We start from the raw sequence: 16,534 nt of genomic DNA, 5'->3' as shown, positions 1-16,534 counted from the left end.
TGGTCGCACTTGCGAGCCGGCACCTGCGGGTCGCGAGGAGTGAGATGGACACCCGCACCACGCGGCATCGATCCCGGAGGCCACACGGCTACGTGAGCGCACCCTACGCGAACAGCACCGACGACGAACGCGACCTCGCGAGCCTGGTCGCCGCCTTTCGCGCGGGCGATGAACGGGCGCTCGCCGAGACGTACGCGCGCTGGTCGTCACTCGTGTACACCCTCGCGATGCGCTCGCTCGGTGACGCCGGCGACGCCGAAGACGTCACCCAGAAGGTGTTCATCGCCGCCTGGCGTGGCCGCGGCGGCTTCGACGAGGCCCGGGCGCCGCTACCGGCCTGGATCGTGGGCATCGCCCGGCACTGCATCGCCGACGCGCACGAGGCCCGGGCGAAGCAGCGGCGCATCGAACAGAGCCTGGTCGACGGCGCCGACATCCTCGCCGTCGACGACTCGGCGGATGTGGCCGAACGGCTGCTGCTGGGCCAAGAACTGGGCCGGCTCGAACCGGTTCCGCAACGGGTGATGCGGCTCGCGTTCTATGACGACCTCACCCACGTCCAAATCGCCGATAGCCTCGGATTGCCGCTCGGCACCGTGAAGAGCCACATCCGCCGCAGCCTCACCCGCTTGCGCACCCGATTGGAGGCGAACGATGACGCATCTTGACCGCGACACCCTCGCCCTGGTCGCGCTCGCGGAGCTCGAACTCAGCCCTCAGGAACGCGCCCACCTGGCCGACTGCCCCGGCTGCACCGGCGAGCTGGATGCGTTGCGGCGCACCGTGCTGATCGGCCGGAGCGCCGGCAGCGTCGATCTCGTCGAACCGGCGGATGCCGTCTGGGGGCGTATCCATGCCGCCCTCGGGCTCTCCGAGGATGTGGTCGGGGTGCCGCGCCTGGCAGATCCGCAGGACAGCGCGGCCGCGGAGGAGCTCGCCGAGGACGTCACTGCCGTGCGGTCGGAGGACCACGTGGTGAGCGGCGCGGGAACCCCCGAATCGCACGCCGAGGGCGTCGGAGCACCGACCTCGCCGGACGCGCAGGGGCTGCCTGGTGGGTCCGGCGGTGCGAGCGCCGGAGCGGCGACAGGGCCGACCGGGCCGAGCGCACCGGCCGGACCCGGCACGGGAGCCGATGGGCCCGCGCGGCCGCCGGCATCCGTTGTGGATCTGCGCCGGCGCCGGCGCCGCTGGCTGCCCCTGGCCGCCGCGGCCTGCGCGGTGGGTCTGGTGGGCGGTATCGCCGCCGGGGCCTGGTGGCAGGCGACCCGGTCACCCGCCCCGGTGCCCGTGATCGCCGAGGCGCAGCTCGACGCTCTGCCCGGCTGGACGGCCAGCGGCAGCGCCGCCGTGGAGGAGAACGCGGACGGTCAGCGCGATGTCGTGGTGGATCTGACCGGGGGCGACGACGGCGTCGGGCTGCGCGAGGTCTGGCTGCTCACCGCCGACGCCACCGGGCTCGTGAGCGTGGGGCTGCTCGACGGCTCGAGCGGCCGGTTCAGCATTCCGGCAGATCTCGACCTGTCCCAGTACCCCGTGGTGGACGTCTCCGCCGAACCCGACGACGGCAACCCGGCGCACTCGGGTGACTCGATCGTGCGCGGCACCCTGCACGGCCTCTAACCGCGCCAGGCCGCCGCCGGCTCGCCCCGAGCTGGGGATTGTGACCGACCCGCCGGGGGAACAGGATGACAGCATGGCCGCCCACCCGACATCCGCTCGCCCCACCCTCGCCGAGACCGACCGGGCGACGCCGCGGCGCTGGTGGCTGGGGCTGCTCGTGGTGGGCTGGTTCAACCTCGTGTCGGCGGTCGGCGGGGGTGTCGGCCTGATCCTCGGCAACGGGATGGGAATGCCGCTGAGCTGGCTGGACGGCACTCCGTTCGACTCGTTCGTGATCCCCGGGCTCGTCTTACTGCTCGTGGTCGGCGGCACGCAGGGGCTTGCCGTGCTGCTGCAGCACCGGCACCTTCCGTGGTATCCCGCCGCAGCCGGGGTCGCCGGGTTCGGCATGGTCATCTGGATCTACGTGGAGGTGGCGCTGCTGCCGGTCTACTCGATCCTGCACACCATCTACTTCACCACCGGGATGCTGCAGCTGATCTTCCTGCTGCTCTGCCTGGGAATCCTGCCGGCCGATCGACGGGCGCGGGGCTGACGCGAGCCGACCAGAGCCGCCGGCCAACCGGGTCGCGACACGCACGGGAAGCGCCGGCGCCGCGGGGCCAGGGGATGTCCGGCGGTACGCGGGTAGATTTGAAGCAACGACTTCAGGGAGGCATTTGTGGCGCACGTAACCGAAGCAGAGCTGCTCCAGCACGTACCCAACGAGCTGTACATCAACGGGCAGTGGGTGCCCGCCGCCGACGGGAACACCCTCACCGTGCACGACCCGTCCACGGGCAAGGTGATCAAGACCATCGCCGACGCCGGTGTCGCCGACGGCCTGGCCGCGCTCGCCGCCGCCGACGAGGCACAGGAGGCCTGGGCGGCAACGCCGCCGCGGGTGCGGGGTGAGGTGCTCCGCCGCAGCTTCGAGCTGCTGCAGGAGCGCAAGCACGAGTTCGCCCTGCTGATGACCCTGGAGATGGGCAAGCCCCTCGCCGAGTCCTACGGCGAGGTCGCCTACGGCGGGGAGTTCCTGCGCTGGTTCAGTGAGGAGGCCGTGCGCATCACCGGCCGCTACGGCACCAACCCCGAGGGCACCGGCCGCATGATCGTGTCGCAGCACCCGGTGGGCCCCAGCTTCCTGATCACCCCGTGGAATTTCCCACTGGCCATGGCGACCCGCAAGATCGCGCCCGCGCTCGCCGCCGGCTGCACCGTCGTGATCAAGCCCGCGGCGCTCACCCCGCTCACCACCCTGTACCTGGTCAAGCTGTTCGAGGAGGTGGGTGTGCCCGCCGGGGTGATCAACGTGGTCACCACCTCGCAGTCCTCCGCCGTGTCCGGGCCGATCATCGCCGACCCGCGGCTGCGGAAGCTGAGCTTCACCGGGTCCACCGGCGTCGGCCAGAGTCTCATCGCGCAGTCCGCGCAGAACGTGCTGCGCACCTCGATGGAGCTCGGCGGCAACGCCCCGTTCCTGGTCTTCGAGGACGCCGACATGGACCGCGCCGTTGAGGGCGCCCTCGCGGCGAAGTTCCGCAACGTGGGCCAGGCCTGCACCGCCGCCAACCGGTTCATCGTGCACCGTGATGTGGCCCAGGAGTTCGCCCGCCGGGTCACCGAGGCAGTATCCGACTTCACCGTGGGCCGGGGCACCGAATCCGGCGTCAACATCGGCCCGCTGATCAACGCGGATGCCGTGACCAAGGCCGATACCCTGGTGCAGGAGGCGCTCGGCCGCGGCGCGACGCTGCTCACCGGCGGGCACGCCCTGGCCGGCACGGGCACGTTCTACGAGCCGACCGTGATCAGCGACGTCAAGCCGGGCAGCGACATCCTGCGCGAAGAGATCTTCGGCCCGGTGCTGTCGATCGTGCCGTTCGACGACGAGGACGACGCCGTGCGCATCGCCAACAACACCGAGTACGGGCTGGTCAGCTACGTGTTCACCCGGGACCTCGCACGCGGTCAGCGGATGATTGAACGCCTGCAGACGGGCATGATGGGCCTGAACATGGGCGTGGTCTCAAACGCCGCGGCCCCGTTCGGCGGGGTCAAGCAGTCCGGCCTCGGCCGGGAGGGCGGCGCCGAGGGCATCCACGAGTACCTCTCGACGAAGTACACTCTCACCCCCGACCCCTTCGCCGACTACGACTAGGGGCGTCCCGCGAAAGCGGTGAAACGGTCACCTCAGCGAGCTGAGGCAGCCTTTCGGCCGCTTTCGCGGGCGTTTCTGCCCGGCACGGGCGTCGGTAGGCTTTTCGGATGCCCGTTATCGAGATCTCCGACCTCAGCGACCCCCGGTTGGCCGACTACACCCAGTCGACGGATGTGGCGCTCAAGAAGGCGCGCGACACCGAGCACGGGCTGTACATCGCCGAGTCCGCGCTCGTGCTCGAGCGAGCGCTTCGCGCCGGGCACCGGCCCCGCTCGGTGCTCACCCTGGCGAACACGCTCGACGAGGCCCGCGCGCTCGTCGGCGACGACGTACCGGTGTTCGTCGGGCCGGGGGAGCTGCTGACCGAACTGACCGGCTACGTGCTGCACCGGGGGCTGATCGCCGCGATGCACCGGCCCGCGTTGCCGGACCCTGGGACGCTGCTGGCCGGCGCCCGGCGCATCCTGATTCTCGAGAACGTGACCGACCCCACCAATGTGGGCGCCATCTTCCGCTCCGCCGGGGCGATCGGGGCCGACGCGATCCTCGTCACGCCGCGCTGCTCCGACCCGTTCTACCGCCGGGCCATCCGGGTATCGATGGGCACGGTGCTGCAGGTCCCGTGGACCCGGGTGGGCGATTGGGCGAGCACCCGCCGGCTGCTCACCGAGCACGGTTTCCACGTCGCGGCCCTGGCGCTGACCCCGGACGCGGTGAGCCTGCGCGACGTCAACGGGGAACAGCATGCCCGGCTGGCGCTGCTTCTCGGCGCCGAGGGCGAGGGGCTCACGGATGAGGCGCTCGCCGCGTCGGACTCCGTGGTGCAGATCCCCATGAAGCACGGCATCGACTCCCTCAACGTGGCCGCCGCCAGCGCCGTGGCCATGTGGGCCCTCTCGGGCTGAGCGCCCGCCACTCCGCCCGGCCGCTCTGCCCGCCCGGCCGCTCTGCCCCGGCACTCGACTGGGCCGCTCCGCCCGACCGGCGCGCATGACTCATGCTGGATCTCCCGGGCCGGGCCAGAGCCGCGGGATTCCGGCATCCGCTCGCCGCGCCGGCGGGAATTGGAGGAGTTATGCACCGCCCCGGGCCGGCCCGCGAGCCTAGGCTGGGGGCATGAGCAATGATGCTGTCATCGTCGATGTCGTTCGCACTCCCTCCGGCCGCGGGAAGCCCGGCGGCGCGCTCGCCGGGGTGCACCCAGCCGACCTGCTCGCGGGGGTGCTGCACGACCTCGTCAGCCGCAACGACCTCGATCCGGCCCTGGTCGACGACGTGATCGGCGGATGCCTCACCCAGGTCGGCGAGCAGAGCACCAACATCACCCGCACCGCGTTGCTCAGCGCCGGGTTCCCCGAGTCGGTGCCGGGCACCACCATCGACCGGCAGTGCGGCTCCAGCCAGCAGGCGGCGACCTTTGCCGCGCAGGGGGTGCTCGCGGGCAGCTACGACATCGTGATCGCGTGCGGGGTGGAGTCGATGAGCCGGGTACCGCTCGGGTCGGCCGGGGGACCGGTTCCCGCCGGCGGTTCCGACGCCGCCGGACGCACCGAGGGGTGGGGCTCGCCCACGGCGTGGTCGGCGGTCGCCAGCCAGGACCCGCACGGCCGCCTGATGCACGAGCGCTACCCGAACGGGCTCGTGGGCCAGGGCGTCTCGGCGGAGCTGATCAGCGCCCGATGGGGACTCACCCGGGCCGAACTCGACGAGTACGCCGCCCGGTCGCACCGATTGGCCGCCGAAGCCGCCGACCGCGGAGACTTCGCCGGCAGCCTGCTCGCGGTGTCGCTGCCCGACGGCAGCCGCGTCGTCGACGACCAGACCATCCGCCGCAACACCACTCTCGAGACCCTCGCCGACCTGCCGCTGGCCTTCCGCACCGATGAGCTCGCCGCCCGGTTCCCCGAGGTGGACTGGCAGATCACCGCCGGCAACTCCTCCCCGCTCACCGACGGCGCCTCCGCCGCCCTGATCATGAGCGCCAGCCGCGCCGCCGCCCTCGGCCTCACCCCGCGGGCCCGGTTCCACAGCTTCGCGGTGACGGGCAGCGACCCGCTGCTGATGCTCACCGGGGTGGTCCCCGCCACCCGGCGCATCCTGGCCCGCTCCGGGCTCGGCATCGACGACCTGGACGCCTACGAGGTCAACGAGGCATTCGCCTGTGTGCCGTTGGTCTGGCAACGCGAACTGCGCGCCGACCCGGCGAAACTCAACGCCAACGGCGGCGCCATCGCCCTCGGCCATGCGCTCGGGTCCTCGGGTACCCGGTTGCTCGGCACCCTGCTCGAGACCCTCGAAGCCGGCGGCGGTCGCTACGGCCTGCAGACCATGTGCGAGGGCGGCGGCATGGCCAACTCCACCATCATCGAACGGCTCTGACCGTGCGCATCGACGGATGCTCCGCCCTCGTCACCGGAGCGGCCTCCGGCCTCGGCCTGGCCACCGCGCGGGCGCTGCTCGGGGCCGGGGCGCATGTCGTGCTGTTCGACCTGGCCGGTTCGGCGGGCACGGACCGGGCGGACGAGCTGAACGCCTGGGCCCGGTCAGCGCGCCATTCGACAGGCGACAGCGACGGCTCGGACGCGGCTCATTCCCTGGCGGGGATGGGTCACCGCGCGGGCGGCGAGGCCATATTCCATCCGGGGGATGTGACCAGCGAGGCCGACGTGGCCGCGGCGGTCGCGGTGGCCGGAACCCACGCGCCCCTCCGTATCGTGGTCAACTGCGCGGGGATCGCCCCGGCGGCCCGGACCGTGGGTCGGCAGGGAGCGATGCCGCTGGTCGACTTCGAGCGGGTACTGCGGGTGAACCTCCTCGGTACCTTCAACGTGGTGCGCCTGGCCGTCGCGGCAATGCAGGACCTCGACCCGGTCGGTCCCGGCCCAGCGGGTTCCACGGGCTCCGGCTCGCGCGGCGCTGAGACCGACTCAGGCTCGGCCGGCACCGACCGGGTCGACTCCACCGACGGAGGCACCCCGGAGCGCGGCGTGATCGTGAACACGGCATCCGTCGCGGCCTTCGACGGTCAGATCGGCCAGGCGGCCTACGCCGCATCGAAGGGCGGGGTCGCGGCGATGACGCTGCCGTTGGCCCGCGAGTTCGCACGCTCGCTCATCCGCGTCGTGACCATCGCGCCCGGGCTGTTCGACACCCCGCTGCTGCAGGGGCTGCCCGCCGAGGCCCGAGCGTCGCTGGGCGCCCAGGTGCCGCATCCGGCCCGGCTCGGCAACCCGGCCGAGTACGCCGCCCTGGTGCGCCACATCGTGGAGAACCCCATGCTCAACGGCGAGACCATCCGCCTCGACGGCGGCATCCGGATGGCGCCCCAGTAGGACCACGGCCGCAGCACGGAGCCCGCGCGTCGGGAGCGCTCGCGGCGTGCCTCAGCGCTCGCCTCAGTGCTCGCGGCGTGCGATAGATCCGCGACAATCGCGTGCTGCGAGCGCTTTCACCCGCCGCGAGCACTATCTCGTGCGTCGAGGTGGACCGGCGGCGGGGCCACTACACTCATCAGAAAAACTTCAGGGAAGGTGCCGGCGTTGACATCATTCGAGACCGAACTGCGGCGGGTGGTGCAGCCCCGCGCCCGGGTCATCATCGACAACGACTTCTCCGGTGATCCCGACGGGCTCGTGCAGCTCGCCCACCACGTGCTCTCGCCGTCGGTGGAGATCCGCGCCATCATCGGCTCACATCTGAAGCCCGGCGACCCGTTCGACCCCTCCGAGCAGACCGCCGACAACGCGGCCGCGGCCGCCCGCACCGTGCTCGACGTGCTCGGCCGCACCGGCACGATTCCCGTGCTGGCCGGGTCGAACGTTGGCATGACCGACCCGCTGTCGCCCATCCGTTCGGCGGCAACGGACGTCATCATCGCCGAAGCCATGCGCACCGACACGAACCTGCCGCTCTTCGTGGCCTGCGGCGCCGGTCTCACCGAGATCGCCAGCGCCTACCTGCTCGAACCGCGCATCGCGACCCGGCTCACCCTGGTCTGGATCGGCGGCCCCGAGCACGAGGGCCTCGCCGTGCCGCCGCCCGGGTCCCACGGCCCCGAGTACAACCTGGCCATCGACATCCCCGCCGCCCGGGTGATCTTCGACTCGTTCATGCCGATCTGGCAGGTGCCGCGCGACGCCTACCGGCAAACCCTGTACTCCTGGGCCGAACTGCTCACGGATGTGCGCCCGCACGGCGCCATCGGAGCCCACCTCTACGACGCCCTCGCGAAGGTCGCCGTGATGGCCGGCAGCCACGGCCTGCCCCTCGGCGAGACGTACATCCTGGGTGACAGCCCGCTCGTGCTGCTGACCGCGCTGCAGTCGTCGTTCGAGGCCGACCCCTCCTCGAGCGAGTACGTCACCCGCACCGTGCCCCGGATCCGCGCCGACGGGTCCTACGACACGATTCCCCGGCAAGGCCCCCGGCCGATGCGGGTGTACACCCGGCTGGACCTGCGGCTGCTCTTCGCCGACTTCACCGCCAAGCTCGCCGCCCACGCCGCCGGCTGACCGCCGGGAGGAGGCGCGCGGGCAGCGCGCCGTTTCGCGGGTGGCGCGCCACCCGCGAAACGGCGCCTGACCCGCGCAATGGAATTCGCGGCGGCGGGGGTGGCGCGCGCGCGGGCGGGACTACAGGGCGACGGTGAGCAGGGGGCGCAGGTAGTTGCGCATCTCCGCGGCCATGTCCACCGCGTCGCGGCGGAGCAGCCACTGCACCTGCAGGCCGTCGCTCATGGCGATCGTGCCGCGGGCGGCGCTGGACGGATCGATCCCGGCGGCCAGCTGGCCGGCATCCCGCATCGCGGTGAACGCATCGGTGAGGAACGACTCAACCCAGATGTACCGGCGAACGAAGTAGTCGTGTGCCGGATGCTCCGGCGAGGTGGCCTCAGCGGAGAGCACGCAGTGCAATTCCACCAGGCCGGGCTTCTCGCGGGCGTTGTACTCGATAAGTCGCACGAAGCCGCGGATGGTCTCGATACCGGCCGGGGCCGCCGTGTCGACGTACTCGGTGGCCCGGTCGTCGCGGAGTTCCAATACCCCGGCCAGCAGCTCATTCTTGTTGGAGAAGTGGTGCAGCAGGCCGGCCTGGCTGATGCCCACCATCTCCGCGATCTCGCGGATGGACCCACTGCGGAAACCGTTCGTGGCGAAGACGTCCATGCCGGCCTCAAGGATCTCCCGGCGCCGCGCCGCCGTCTTGGCGTAGGCGCCGCGCGGCTTTCGGATGGTTCCGGAGGGGATCATGGCCCGACTCTAGCGCGCTCGGTAACAATTCTGCGAAAACCTACCAACTATTCGTTTTTCGTGTTAGCTTCGGTTTTCGAGGCGGCCCAACGAAGGACTGCACGTACCGAAAGGGAACACCGATGTTCCGATGGAAAAGCCTGACGGCCGTGGTCGCCGTCGCGGCCCTCGCACTCACAGGTTGCTCGGCAAGCGACACTTCCTCCAGTGGGTCCGGCTCCGACACGCTCACTCTGGGCGTCATCGTTCAGAACACCACCTTCGAGGCCGCCAACATCAGCTTCGCCAACGAGTCGCCGTACGGGCAGGCCGTTTACGACACCCTCCTCAAGGAAGACCCCACCGGCAAGCTGCTCCCCAGCCTGGCCACCGAGTGGTCCTACAACGACGACAACACCGTGCTCATGCTCACGCTGCGCGACGACGTGAAGTTCACCGACGGCACCGCGTTCAACGCGGATGCCGCCGCCCAGAACCTCACCCGCTTCCGTGACGGCACCTCCCCGAACGCCTCCTTCCTGGCGGCGCTGGGCACGGCCACCGCGGTCGACGCCACGACGGTGGAACTCACCCTCACGCAGCCCGACCCCGCCCTGCTGCACTACCTCAGCCAGAACGCCGGCATGCAGGAAAGCCCCGCCGCCTTCGGCGCCGCTGACGTGCAGACCAACCCGGTCGGCTCCGGTCCGTACATCCTCGACACCGCCAAGACCGTCGTGGGCACCTCGTACGAGTTCACCAAGAACCCCGACTACTGGGACCCGGACTCTGTGCACTACGACAACCTGTCGATCAAGGTGTTCGCCGACTCCACCTCCATGCTCAACGCGATCAAGGGCGGCCAGGTCAACGGCGCCAAGCTCGCTGACAACACCAACAACGCCGAGGTCGAGGCCGCCGGCTACACGATCAACCCGTTCGAACTGGACTGGACCGGCCTGATCATCTTCGACCGCGACGGGTCGATGAACCCCGCCCTCGCCGACGTGCGGGTGCGCCAGGCGCTCAACTACGCCATCGACACCAAGGCCATGCTCACCGCGGTGGGCGAAGGACTCGGCACCCCCACAACCCAGATCTTCCCGACCACCTCGGCCGCCTACGACGAGGACCTCGACTCCCGGTACGCCTTCGACCCCGCCGAGGCCAAGAAGCTGCTCGCGGCAGCCGGTTACGCGGATGGCCTCACCCTCGAGATGCCCAGCACCTCGCTCGGCAACCCGGCCGTCTTCACCCTCATCCAGCAGCAGCTCAAGGACGTCGGCATCACGGTGAACTACACCGACACCGGCACCAACTTCATCGCCGACCTCCTCGCCCCCAAGTACGGAGTCACCTGGATGCAGCTGCAGCAGGACGCCGACTGGGCGCTGATCAACTTCGAACTCACCCCGAACGCCTCGTTCAACCCCACCAAGTACCAGGACCCGACGGTCGACGCCCTCGTCGCCACCATCGGCACCGGCACCGAGGATGAGGCGGACGCGGCCCTCAAGGAGCTCAACGCGTACATCGTCGAGCAGGCCTGGTTCGCCCCGTGGTACCGCGTGCAGTCCAGCTACGCCACCGACGCGAAGACCTCTGCCCTCATGCAGGCCGGCAACGCGTACCCCTACCTCTGGAACATCACCCCCGCTTCCTAAGGCCAGTCGGCCGGGCCGCGCTCCAGCGCGGCCCGGCCCTCCCGGCGCCCCCGCCGGCTCCCGCACCCGGGTCGCATTCTCTAGAACTCTAGAAAAGGGACAGTGATGTTCAGATTCATCCTCCGGCGATTGCTCTCGGGCGTCGTCCTCCTCTTCCTCATCTCCACCATCGCGTTCACGCTCCTCTATCTCGGCGGCGGCGACATCGCCCGGCGCATCCTCGGCCAGACGGCCAGCGCCGAGACCGTGGCGCTCAAATCCGAGCAGCTCGGCCTCAACCGTCCGGTGCTCGTGCAATACGGCGACTGGCTCGCCGGCGCCGTGCGTGGCGACCTGGGCTCCTCCTGGTTCACCGGCCAGCTCGTCACGGCGGGCATCACCTCCCGGCTCAGCGTCACCCTCTCCCTCGTGATCGGGGCGATCCTGCTCATCGCGATCATCTCCGTGGCCCTCGGCGTCTGGGCCGCGATCCGCGGCGGCTGGGCCGACAAGGTCGTGCAGGCCGTCTCCATCCTCGGTTTCGCCATCCCCGGCTTCCTCATCGCCCTGGGCCTGGTCACCCTCTTCGCCCTCAACCTCAAGTGGTTCAAGCCCACCGGGTACACCGCGTTCACCGATTCGCCCAGCGGATGGGCCGCCAGCGTCACCCTGCCCATCGTCGCGTTGGCGATCGGCGGCATCGCCGGCGTCGCCCAGCAGGTGCGTGGAAGCGTCGTCGACGCCCTCCGCCAGGACTACGTGCGCACCCTGCGCTCCCGCGGCCTCTCGTTCAACCGGGTGGTCTTCAAACACGTGCTGCGAAACGCCGGCGGCCCGGCCCTGGCCGTGCTGGCCGTGCAGTTCGTCGGCCTGCTCGGCGGCGCGGTCATCGTGGAACAGATCTTCGCGATCCCGGGCCTCGGACAGGTAGCCGTGCAGGCCACCACCCAGGGCGATATCCCCATGGTGATGGGCCTCGTGGTGGCGACGGCCGCGATCGTCGTCATCGTCAACCTGCTCATCGACCTGCTCCAGGGCTGGCTCAACCCGAAGGTGCGCCTCTCATGATCGATCTGACCCCCACCGTGATGGCCCCGGCGCTGCCCCGGGCCGCCCGCCGTTCGCTGCTCTCCCGCCTGCTGCGCAACCCCATCGGCCTGGCCACCATCGTCTTCCTCGTGCTGCTCGTACTCAGCGCCGTGTTCGCCGCGCTGATCGCCCCGCACGACCCCAACGAGTCGTCGATCCAGAACGTGCTCGGCGGACCCGCCGACGGGCATCCGCTGGGTTTCGACAGCTCGGGTCGCGACGTGTTCTCCCGCCTCATCTTCGCCGGCCGGTTCAGCCTGGCCGGCGCCGCCCTGGCACTGATCATCGCGCTGGCCATCGGCGTCACCGGCGGCCTCATCGCCGGCTACTACGGCAAGTGGTTCGACGCGGTGTCCTCCTGGCTCACCGGCCTGCTGATGGCTTTGCCCGGCATCGTCGTGCTGCTGGCCGCCCGCGCCGTGCTCGGCCCGTCGATGTGGCTGTCCATGATGATCTTCGGCGTGCTGCTCTCGCCGGCCTTCTTCCGGCTCGTGTACGCGTCGGTCACCGCGGTGCGCAATGAACTGTACGTGGACGCGGCCCGGGTCGCCGGCCTCGGCGACGGCCGCATCATCGGCAAGCACATCCTCACCGTGGTGCGCGCGCCCGTCATCATCCAGTCCGCCATGGTGCTCGGCATCGCCATCGCCATCCAGGCCGGACTCGACTTCCTCGGTATCGGCGACCAGTCGATCCCCACCTGGGGCACCATGCTCAACGACGGGTTCCGGCAGATCTACAAGGAACCGATGCTCATCCTCTGGCCCAGCCTCGTGATCGCGCTCACCTGTGTGGCGCTCACCCTGCTGGCCAACACCATGCGCGACGAACTCGAGCAGAGCGGCAAGGCCAAGCGCCGCCGCCGCCCGCCGCTACGCCCCGCCGATGTGAACAAGACCGCCGCCGTGTTCCACGCCGACGACCTGTCCTCCTCCGGACGCACCGGCGAGGTGCTGCTGGATGTGCGCGACCTCGCGATCGGCTACGACCAGGCCGACGGCACCGTGAAGACCGTCGTGCACGATGTGTCGCTCACCGTGCGACGTGGCGAGGTGCACGGCCTGATCGGCGAATCCGGGTCGGGCAAGACCCAGACCGCCTGGTCGATCCTGCGCCTGCTGCCCGACGGCGGCCGGGTCACCGGCGGCGCGATCTTCTTCGAGGGGCACGACCTCGCCCTGGCCTCCGAGAAGGAGATGACGAAAATCCGCGGTAAGAAGATCGCCTACATCCCGCAGGAACCGATGTCGAACCTCGACGCCGCGTTCACGATCGGCAGCCAGATGATCGAGCCGATGCGGGTGTGCCTGGGCATTTCCAAGAAGGAGGCCACCCAGCGAGCCCTCAAGCTACTCGCCCGGGTCGGCATCCCCAACCCAGAGCGCACCTTCGCCGCCTACCCGCACGAGGTCTCCGGCGGTATGGCCCAGCGGGTGCTCATCGCCGGCGCCGTCTCCTGCGACCCCGACCTGCTCATCGCCGACGAGCCCACCACCGCCCTGGACGTGACCGTGCAGGCCGAGGTGCTCGACCTGCTGCGCGAGCTGCAGGCCGAACTCAACATGGGCGTCGTCCTGGTGACGCACAACTTCGGCGTCGTCGCCGACCTGTGCGACCGGGTGAGCGTGATGCGGGACGGCCGCGTGATCGAGACGGGGCCGGTGCGGTCCATCTTCAACGCCGCGAAGCACCCGTACACCCAGTCGCTGCTCGCGGCGATCCTCGAAGACGGCGAAGCCCGCGGCGACCTCGTCACCAGCCCCACCGACAGCCTTGGAGCAGAGTCATGACCGAGCCTCTCCTCGACGTGAAGAACGTCGTCGTCGAATACCCGATCAAGGGATTCCGCAAGGACCCGTTCCGGGCCCTCAAGGGTGTGTCCCTCGACATCCGCCCCGGCGAGACCGTGGGGCTCGTCGGTGAGTCCGGTTCCGGCAAGACCACCCTGGGCCGCGCCGTCCTGGGCCTCGCACCGGTCACCGGGGGAGAGATCCGCTACCGCGGCCAGGACATCGCGCACGCCGGCCGCCGGCAGCGGAAGGCCCTGGCCAGCGAGATCCAGGTGGTCTTCCAGGACCCGTACACGTCGCTGAACCCGAGCCTGACCATCGAACAGATCCTGGTGGAGCCGCTCACCGTGCGGAACGTCGCCAAGAAGGACGCCTCCAAGCGCGTCCTCGACCTGCTCGACCAGGTGGGCCTGCCCAGCAACGCCGCCGACCGGCTGCCCCGGGAGTTCTCCGGCGGCCAGCGGCAGCGCATCGCCATCGCCAGGGCCCTGGCCCTCGACCCGCGGCTGATCGTCTGCGACGAACCGGTCTCGGCGCTCGACCTCTCCACCCAGGCGCGGGTGCTCGACCTGTTCAAGCAGATCCAGGAGCGCACCGGGGTGGCCTACCTGTTCGTCTCGCACGACCTCGCCGTCGTGCGGCACCTCAGCCACCGGGTCGCCGTGATGTACCACGGTGAGATCGTGGAGTGGGGCGCCGGCGACCAGGTCACCAGCGACCCGGTGCACCCGTACACCCAGCGGCTCTTCCTGGCCGCGCCCGTGCCCGACCCCGACCGGCAGGAGCAACGGCGGGCGGTGCGGCAGCGCCTCGCCGCCGAACAGCGGCTCCAGGCCGAGCCGACGGTGGCCTGAGATGGCCGCACCCGACGAGCACACCACTGCGTTCGAGGGCATCCGCTTCGGCGCCGCCTACTATCACGAGTACCAGCCGAGCCCCCGGCTGGATGCCGACCTCGACCTCATGCAGGAGGCCGGCTTCACGGTCATCCGGGTCGGTGAATCCGTCTGGTCCACCTGGGAGCCCGAGCCCGGCGTCTTCGACCTGGACTGGTTGCAGCCCGTGCTCGACGGCGCCCACGCGCGGGGGATCGGGGTCATCCTCGGCACCCCCACCTATGCCATCCCGATGTGGATGAAACGGCTGCACCCCGAGGTGGCCGGCGATTCGGCCACCGGCACCCCCAACCACTGGGGCATGCGGCAGGAGATGGACTTCACCAACCCCACGTTCCTGTTCTATGCCGAGCGCATCATCCGCACCATCATCGCCCGCTACGCCGACCACCCCGCGGTGATCGGTTTCCAGGTGGACAACGAGCCCGGCATCCGGCTGCTCTACAACGAGGGCGTGTTCCAGCGGTTCACCGACGAACTGCGCCATACCTATGGCGACGTTCAGACCCTCAACCGCGAGTGGGGACTGGTCTACTGGTCGCACAAGCTGTCCACCTGGGCCGACCTCTGGCGGCCCGACGGCAACTTCCAGCCGCAGTACGACCTGGCCTGGCGCCGGTTCCAGGCCAAGCTGGTCACCGAGTACATCGGCTGGCAGGCCGACATCGTGCGCGAGTACGCGGCCCCGCAGCAGTTCGTCACCACCTGCATCTCCTATGACCAGCTCGGCGTCGAAGACGTGAACCTGTCGGCGAACCTCGAGATCGCCAGCGGCAACGCCTACTACGAGGGGGAGGCGTCGCTCGCGCACCCGTCGACCGACGAGAGAAGCGCCGACTGGATCGTGAAGGGCACCTGGGCGCTCTATCACCTGGCCGACGTGATGTACTCGTCGAAGCAGGGCCCGTTCCTGGTCACCGAGACGAACGCCGCGTCGATCGGGTTCTCCCAGCTCAACTTCTCGCCCTACGACGGCCAGTGGCGTCAGGCCGCGTGGGCGCTGGTGTCCCGCGGCGCGAGCATGATCGAATACTGGCACTGGCATTCCCTGCACTTCGGCGCGGAGACCTATTGGGGCGGTGTGCTGCCGCACAGCCAGAAACCCGGCCGCACCTACCGGGAGATCGCCCGGCTCGGCAGCGAGTTCGCCGCGGCCGGCGCCGTGGTGGCGCGCGCCCGACCCGACTACGACGTGGCCGTGCTCTACGACTCGGACAGCAAGTTCGCGCTGTCGGCGCAGGCCCCGTTCTCGGCGCCCGGGCAGTACTTCGACCCTGACTCCTACCGGCGCATCATCGCCGCCTTCGTGCGCGGCGCCTTCGATGCCGGGCTGCAGACCCGGCTGGTGCGCCCGCAACAGATCTTCCCCGGTCGTGTCACGGCCGGGGTCGACCAACTCGAAGACGGTGACGCGGCCTCGTTCGCCAACCGCTATCCGGTGCTGCTCGTTCCGGGGTTCTTCACCGCCGCGGATGCCGAGCTGGACTGGCTCGACGCCTATGCGGCCGCCGGCGGGCACCTGGTGCTCGGCCCGCGGTCGGCGTACGCCGACCGGGAGGGCCGCGCCCGCCAGGACGTGCAGCCGGCCCGGCTGGCCGAGGCCGCGGGCGCCTGGTACGACGAGTTCGCCACGCTGCCCGAACCGGTCCCAGTGACGGATGCCGGCGGCGGCCTGGTGCTGCGGCCCGGCTCCGCCGCCACTGCCTGGCTCGACGGCCTCACCCCCACCGGTGCGGATGCGCTGGTCGGTTACGAGCATCCGCACTTCGGCCGTTGGGCGGCCGTGACCAGCCGCGTGCACGGCATCGGCCGCGTCACCGTGGTGGGCACGGTGCCCAACCAGGCGCTGGCGCACTCCCTGGCCGCCTGGCTGGTCCCCGAACCGGTGGCCGGCTGGACCGGACTGCCCGAGAGCGTCACCGTGACGACCTCGAGCGCGCCGGACGGCTCCCGGGTGTACTTCGTGCACAACTGGTCGTGGACCCCGGCCACTCTCACCGCTCCCGCCCAGCTCAGCGACCTCATCTCGGGTAGCGCCCTCGATCACGGTTCCACCGTGGAGCTGGGCGCCTGGGACGTGCGCGTGTTCACCGACAGCGCCGCCGAATAGTCCTTCTCTTCC

Annotated in this window: 14 protein-coding genes; 13 read left to right on the top strand and 1 reads right to left on the bottom strand. The window is 70.4% G+C overall.

What is annotated here, in order from left to right; genetic code table 11:
• Positions 1 to 92: 92 nt before the first annotated feature.
• The 8 genes from DOE79_RS08230 to DOE79_RS08195 all read left to right on the top strand — a co-directional run bounded on the left by DOE79_RS08230 (position 93) and on the right by DOE79_RS08195 (position 8,277).
• On the top strand, positions 93 to 668 hold the full coding sequence (locus tag DOE79_RS08230) for an RNA polymerase sigma factor (protein ID WP_245977211.1): 576 nt from the start codon (positions 93 to 95) through the stop codon (positions 666 to 668).
• Entirely contained in the window at positions 655 to 1,623 is a 969-nt protein-coding gene (locus tag DOE79_RS08225) for an anti-sigma factor domain-containing protein (RefSeq protein ID WP_120338077.1), read from the top strand. Before DOE79_RS08230 ends, DOE79_RS08225 begins: the two co-directional genes overlap by 14 nt.
• Before the next feature lie 73 nt (positions 1,624 to 1,696).
• Complete coding sequence (locus tag DOE79_RS08220; protein ID WP_245977210.1) at positions 1,697 to 2,158, top strand: hypothetical protein; 462 nt, start codon at positions 1,697 to 1,699, stop codon at positions 2,156 to 2,158.
• Positions 2,159 to 2,284: 126 nt separating this feature from the next.
• Positions 2,285 to 3,766, top strand: a complete 1,482-nt coding sequence (locus DOE79_RS08215) for an NAD-dependent succinate-semialdehyde dehydrogenase (RefSeq protein ID WP_120338076.1) — start codon at positions 2,285 to 2,287, stop codon at positions 3,764 to 3,766.
• Between the two features lie 107 nt (positions 3,767 to 3,873).
• The gene (locus tag DOE79_RS08210; RefSeq protein WP_120338075.1) at positions 3,874 to 4,671 is read left to right on the top strand and encodes a TrmH family RNA methyltransferase; all 798 of its coding nucleotides are present in this window, start codon (positions 3,874 to 3,876) and stop codon (positions 4,669 to 4,671) included.
• Between the two features lie 211 nt (positions 4,672 to 4,882).
• Positions 4,883 to 6,145, top strand: coding sequence for a thiolase family protein (locus DOE79_RS08205; protein ID WP_120338074.1), 1,263 nt, complete (start codon positions 4,883 to 4,885; stop codon positions 6,143 to 6,145).
• A gap of 2 nt (positions 6,146 to 6,147) precedes the next feature.
• Positions 6,148 to 7,098, top strand: a complete 951-nt coding sequence (locus tag DOE79_RS08200; RefSeq protein ID WP_120338073.1) for an SDR family NAD(P)-dependent oxidoreductase — start codon at positions 6,148 to 6,150, stop codon at positions 7,096 to 7,098.
• Positions 7,099 to 7,305: 207 nt separating this feature from the next.
• Complete coding sequence (locus tag DOE79_RS08195; RefSeq protein WP_220094302.1) at positions 7,306 to 8,277, top strand: nucleoside hydrolase; 972 nt, start codon at positions 7,306 to 7,308, stop codon at positions 8,275 to 8,277.
• A gap of 120 nt (positions 8,278 to 8,397) precedes the next feature.
• Here DOE79_RS08195 and DOE79_RS08190 read toward each other — a convergent pair whose 3' ends face one another.
• Positions 8,398 to 9,015: a TetR/AcrR family transcriptional regulator gene (locus tag DOE79_RS08190; protein ID WP_120338072.1), complete on the bottom strand. Its 618-nt coding sequence runs from the start codon at positions 9,013 to 9,015 to the stop codon at positions 8,398 to 8,400.
• 122 nt (positions 9,016 to 9,137) lie between these two features.
• Here DOE79_RS08190 and DOE79_RS08185 point away from each other — a divergent pair, with 122 nt between their 5' ends.
• The 5 genes from DOE79_RS08185 (at position 9,138) to DOE79_RS08165 (ending at position 16,522) form a co-directional block, all read left to right on the top strand.
• Positions 9,138 to 10,658, top strand: coding sequence for an ABC transporter substrate-binding protein (locus tag DOE79_RS08185; protein WP_120338071.1), 1,521 nt, complete (start codon positions 9,138 to 9,140; stop codon positions 10,656 to 10,658).
• A 105-nt stretch (positions 10,659 to 10,763) separates the two neighbouring features.
• Positions 10,764 to 11,705 (top strand): ABC transporter permease, encoded by a 942-nt coding sequence (locus tag DOE79_RS08180; RefSeq protein WP_120338070.1) that lies wholly within the window; start codon positions 10,764 to 10,766, stop codon positions 11,703 to 11,705.
• Positions 11,702 to 13,516, top strand: a complete 1,815-nt coding sequence (locus DOE79_RS08175) for a dipeptide/oligopeptide/nickel ABC transporter permease/ATP-binding protein (RefSeq protein ID WP_120338069.1) — start codon at positions 11,702 to 11,704, stop codon at positions 13,514 to 13,516. Before DOE79_RS08180 ends, DOE79_RS08175 begins: the two co-directional genes overlap by 4 nt.
• Entirely contained in the window at positions 13,513 to 14,370 is an 858-nt protein-coding gene (locus DOE79_RS08170) for an ATP-binding cassette domain-containing protein (RefSeq protein WP_120338068.1), read from the top strand. Before DOE79_RS08175 ends, DOE79_RS08170 begins: the two co-directional genes overlap by 4 nt.
• A 1-nt stretch (position 14,371) precedes the next feature.
• Entirely contained in the window at positions 14,372 to 16,522 is a 2,151-nt protein-coding gene (locus DOE79_RS08165) for a beta-galactosidase (RefSeq protein ID WP_120338067.1), read from the top strand.
• Positions 16,523 to 16,534 lie beyond the last annotated feature (12 nt).

Origin of the sequence: Cryobacterium soli (assembly GCF_003611035.1) — a bacterium.
Lineage (GTDB): Bacteria > Actinomycetota > Actinomycetes > Actinomycetales > Microbacteriaceae > Cryobacterium > Cryobacterium soli.
The sequence above is the reverse complement of the archived record's forward strand: the minus strand, read 5'-3'. Positions and strand labels throughout refer to the sequence as shown.

Bases quoted from the DNA above. Each gene is read 5' to 3' on its own strand.
- DOE79_RS08225 (WP_120338077.1), top strand. From the start codon at position 655: ATGACGCATCTTGACCGCGACACCCTCGCCCTGGTCGCGCTCGCGGAG.
- DOE79_RS08220 (WP_245977210.1), top strand. From the start codon at position 1,697: ATGGCCGCCCACCCGACATCCGCTCGCCCCACCCTCGCCGAGACCGAC.
- DOE79_RS08210 (WP_120338075.1), top strand. From the start codon at position 3,874: ATGCCCGTTATCGAGATCTCCGACCTCAGCGACCCCCGGTTGGCCGAC.
- DOE79_RS08205 (WP_120338074.1), top strand. From the start codon at position 4,883: ATGAGCAATGATGCTGTCATCGTCGATGTCGTTCGCACTCCCTCCGGC.
- DOE79_RS08190 (WP_120338072.1), bottom strand. From the start codon at position 9,015: ATGATCCCCTCCGGAACCATCCGAAAGCCGCGCGGCGCCTACGCCAAG.
- DOE79_RS08185 (WP_120338071.1), top strand. From the start codon at position 9,138: ATGTTCCGATGGAAAAGCCTGACGGCCGTGGTCGCCGTCGCGGCCCTC.
- DOE79_RS08180 (WP_120338070.1), top strand. From the start codon at position 10,764: ATGTTCAGATTCATCCTCCGGCGATTGCTCTCGGGCGTCGTCCTCCTC.
- DOE79_RS08175 (WP_120338069.1), top strand. From the start codon at position 11,702: ATGATCGATCTGACCCCCACCGTGATGGCCCCGGCGCTGCCCCGGGCC.
- DOE79_RS08170 (WP_120338068.1), top strand. From the start codon at position 13,513: ATGACCGAGCCTCTCCTCGACGTGAAGAACGTCGTCGTCGAATACCCG.
- DOE79_RS08165 (WP_120338067.1), top strand. From the start codon at position 14,372: ATGGCCGCACCCGACGAGCACACCACTGCGTTCGAGGGCATCCGCTTC.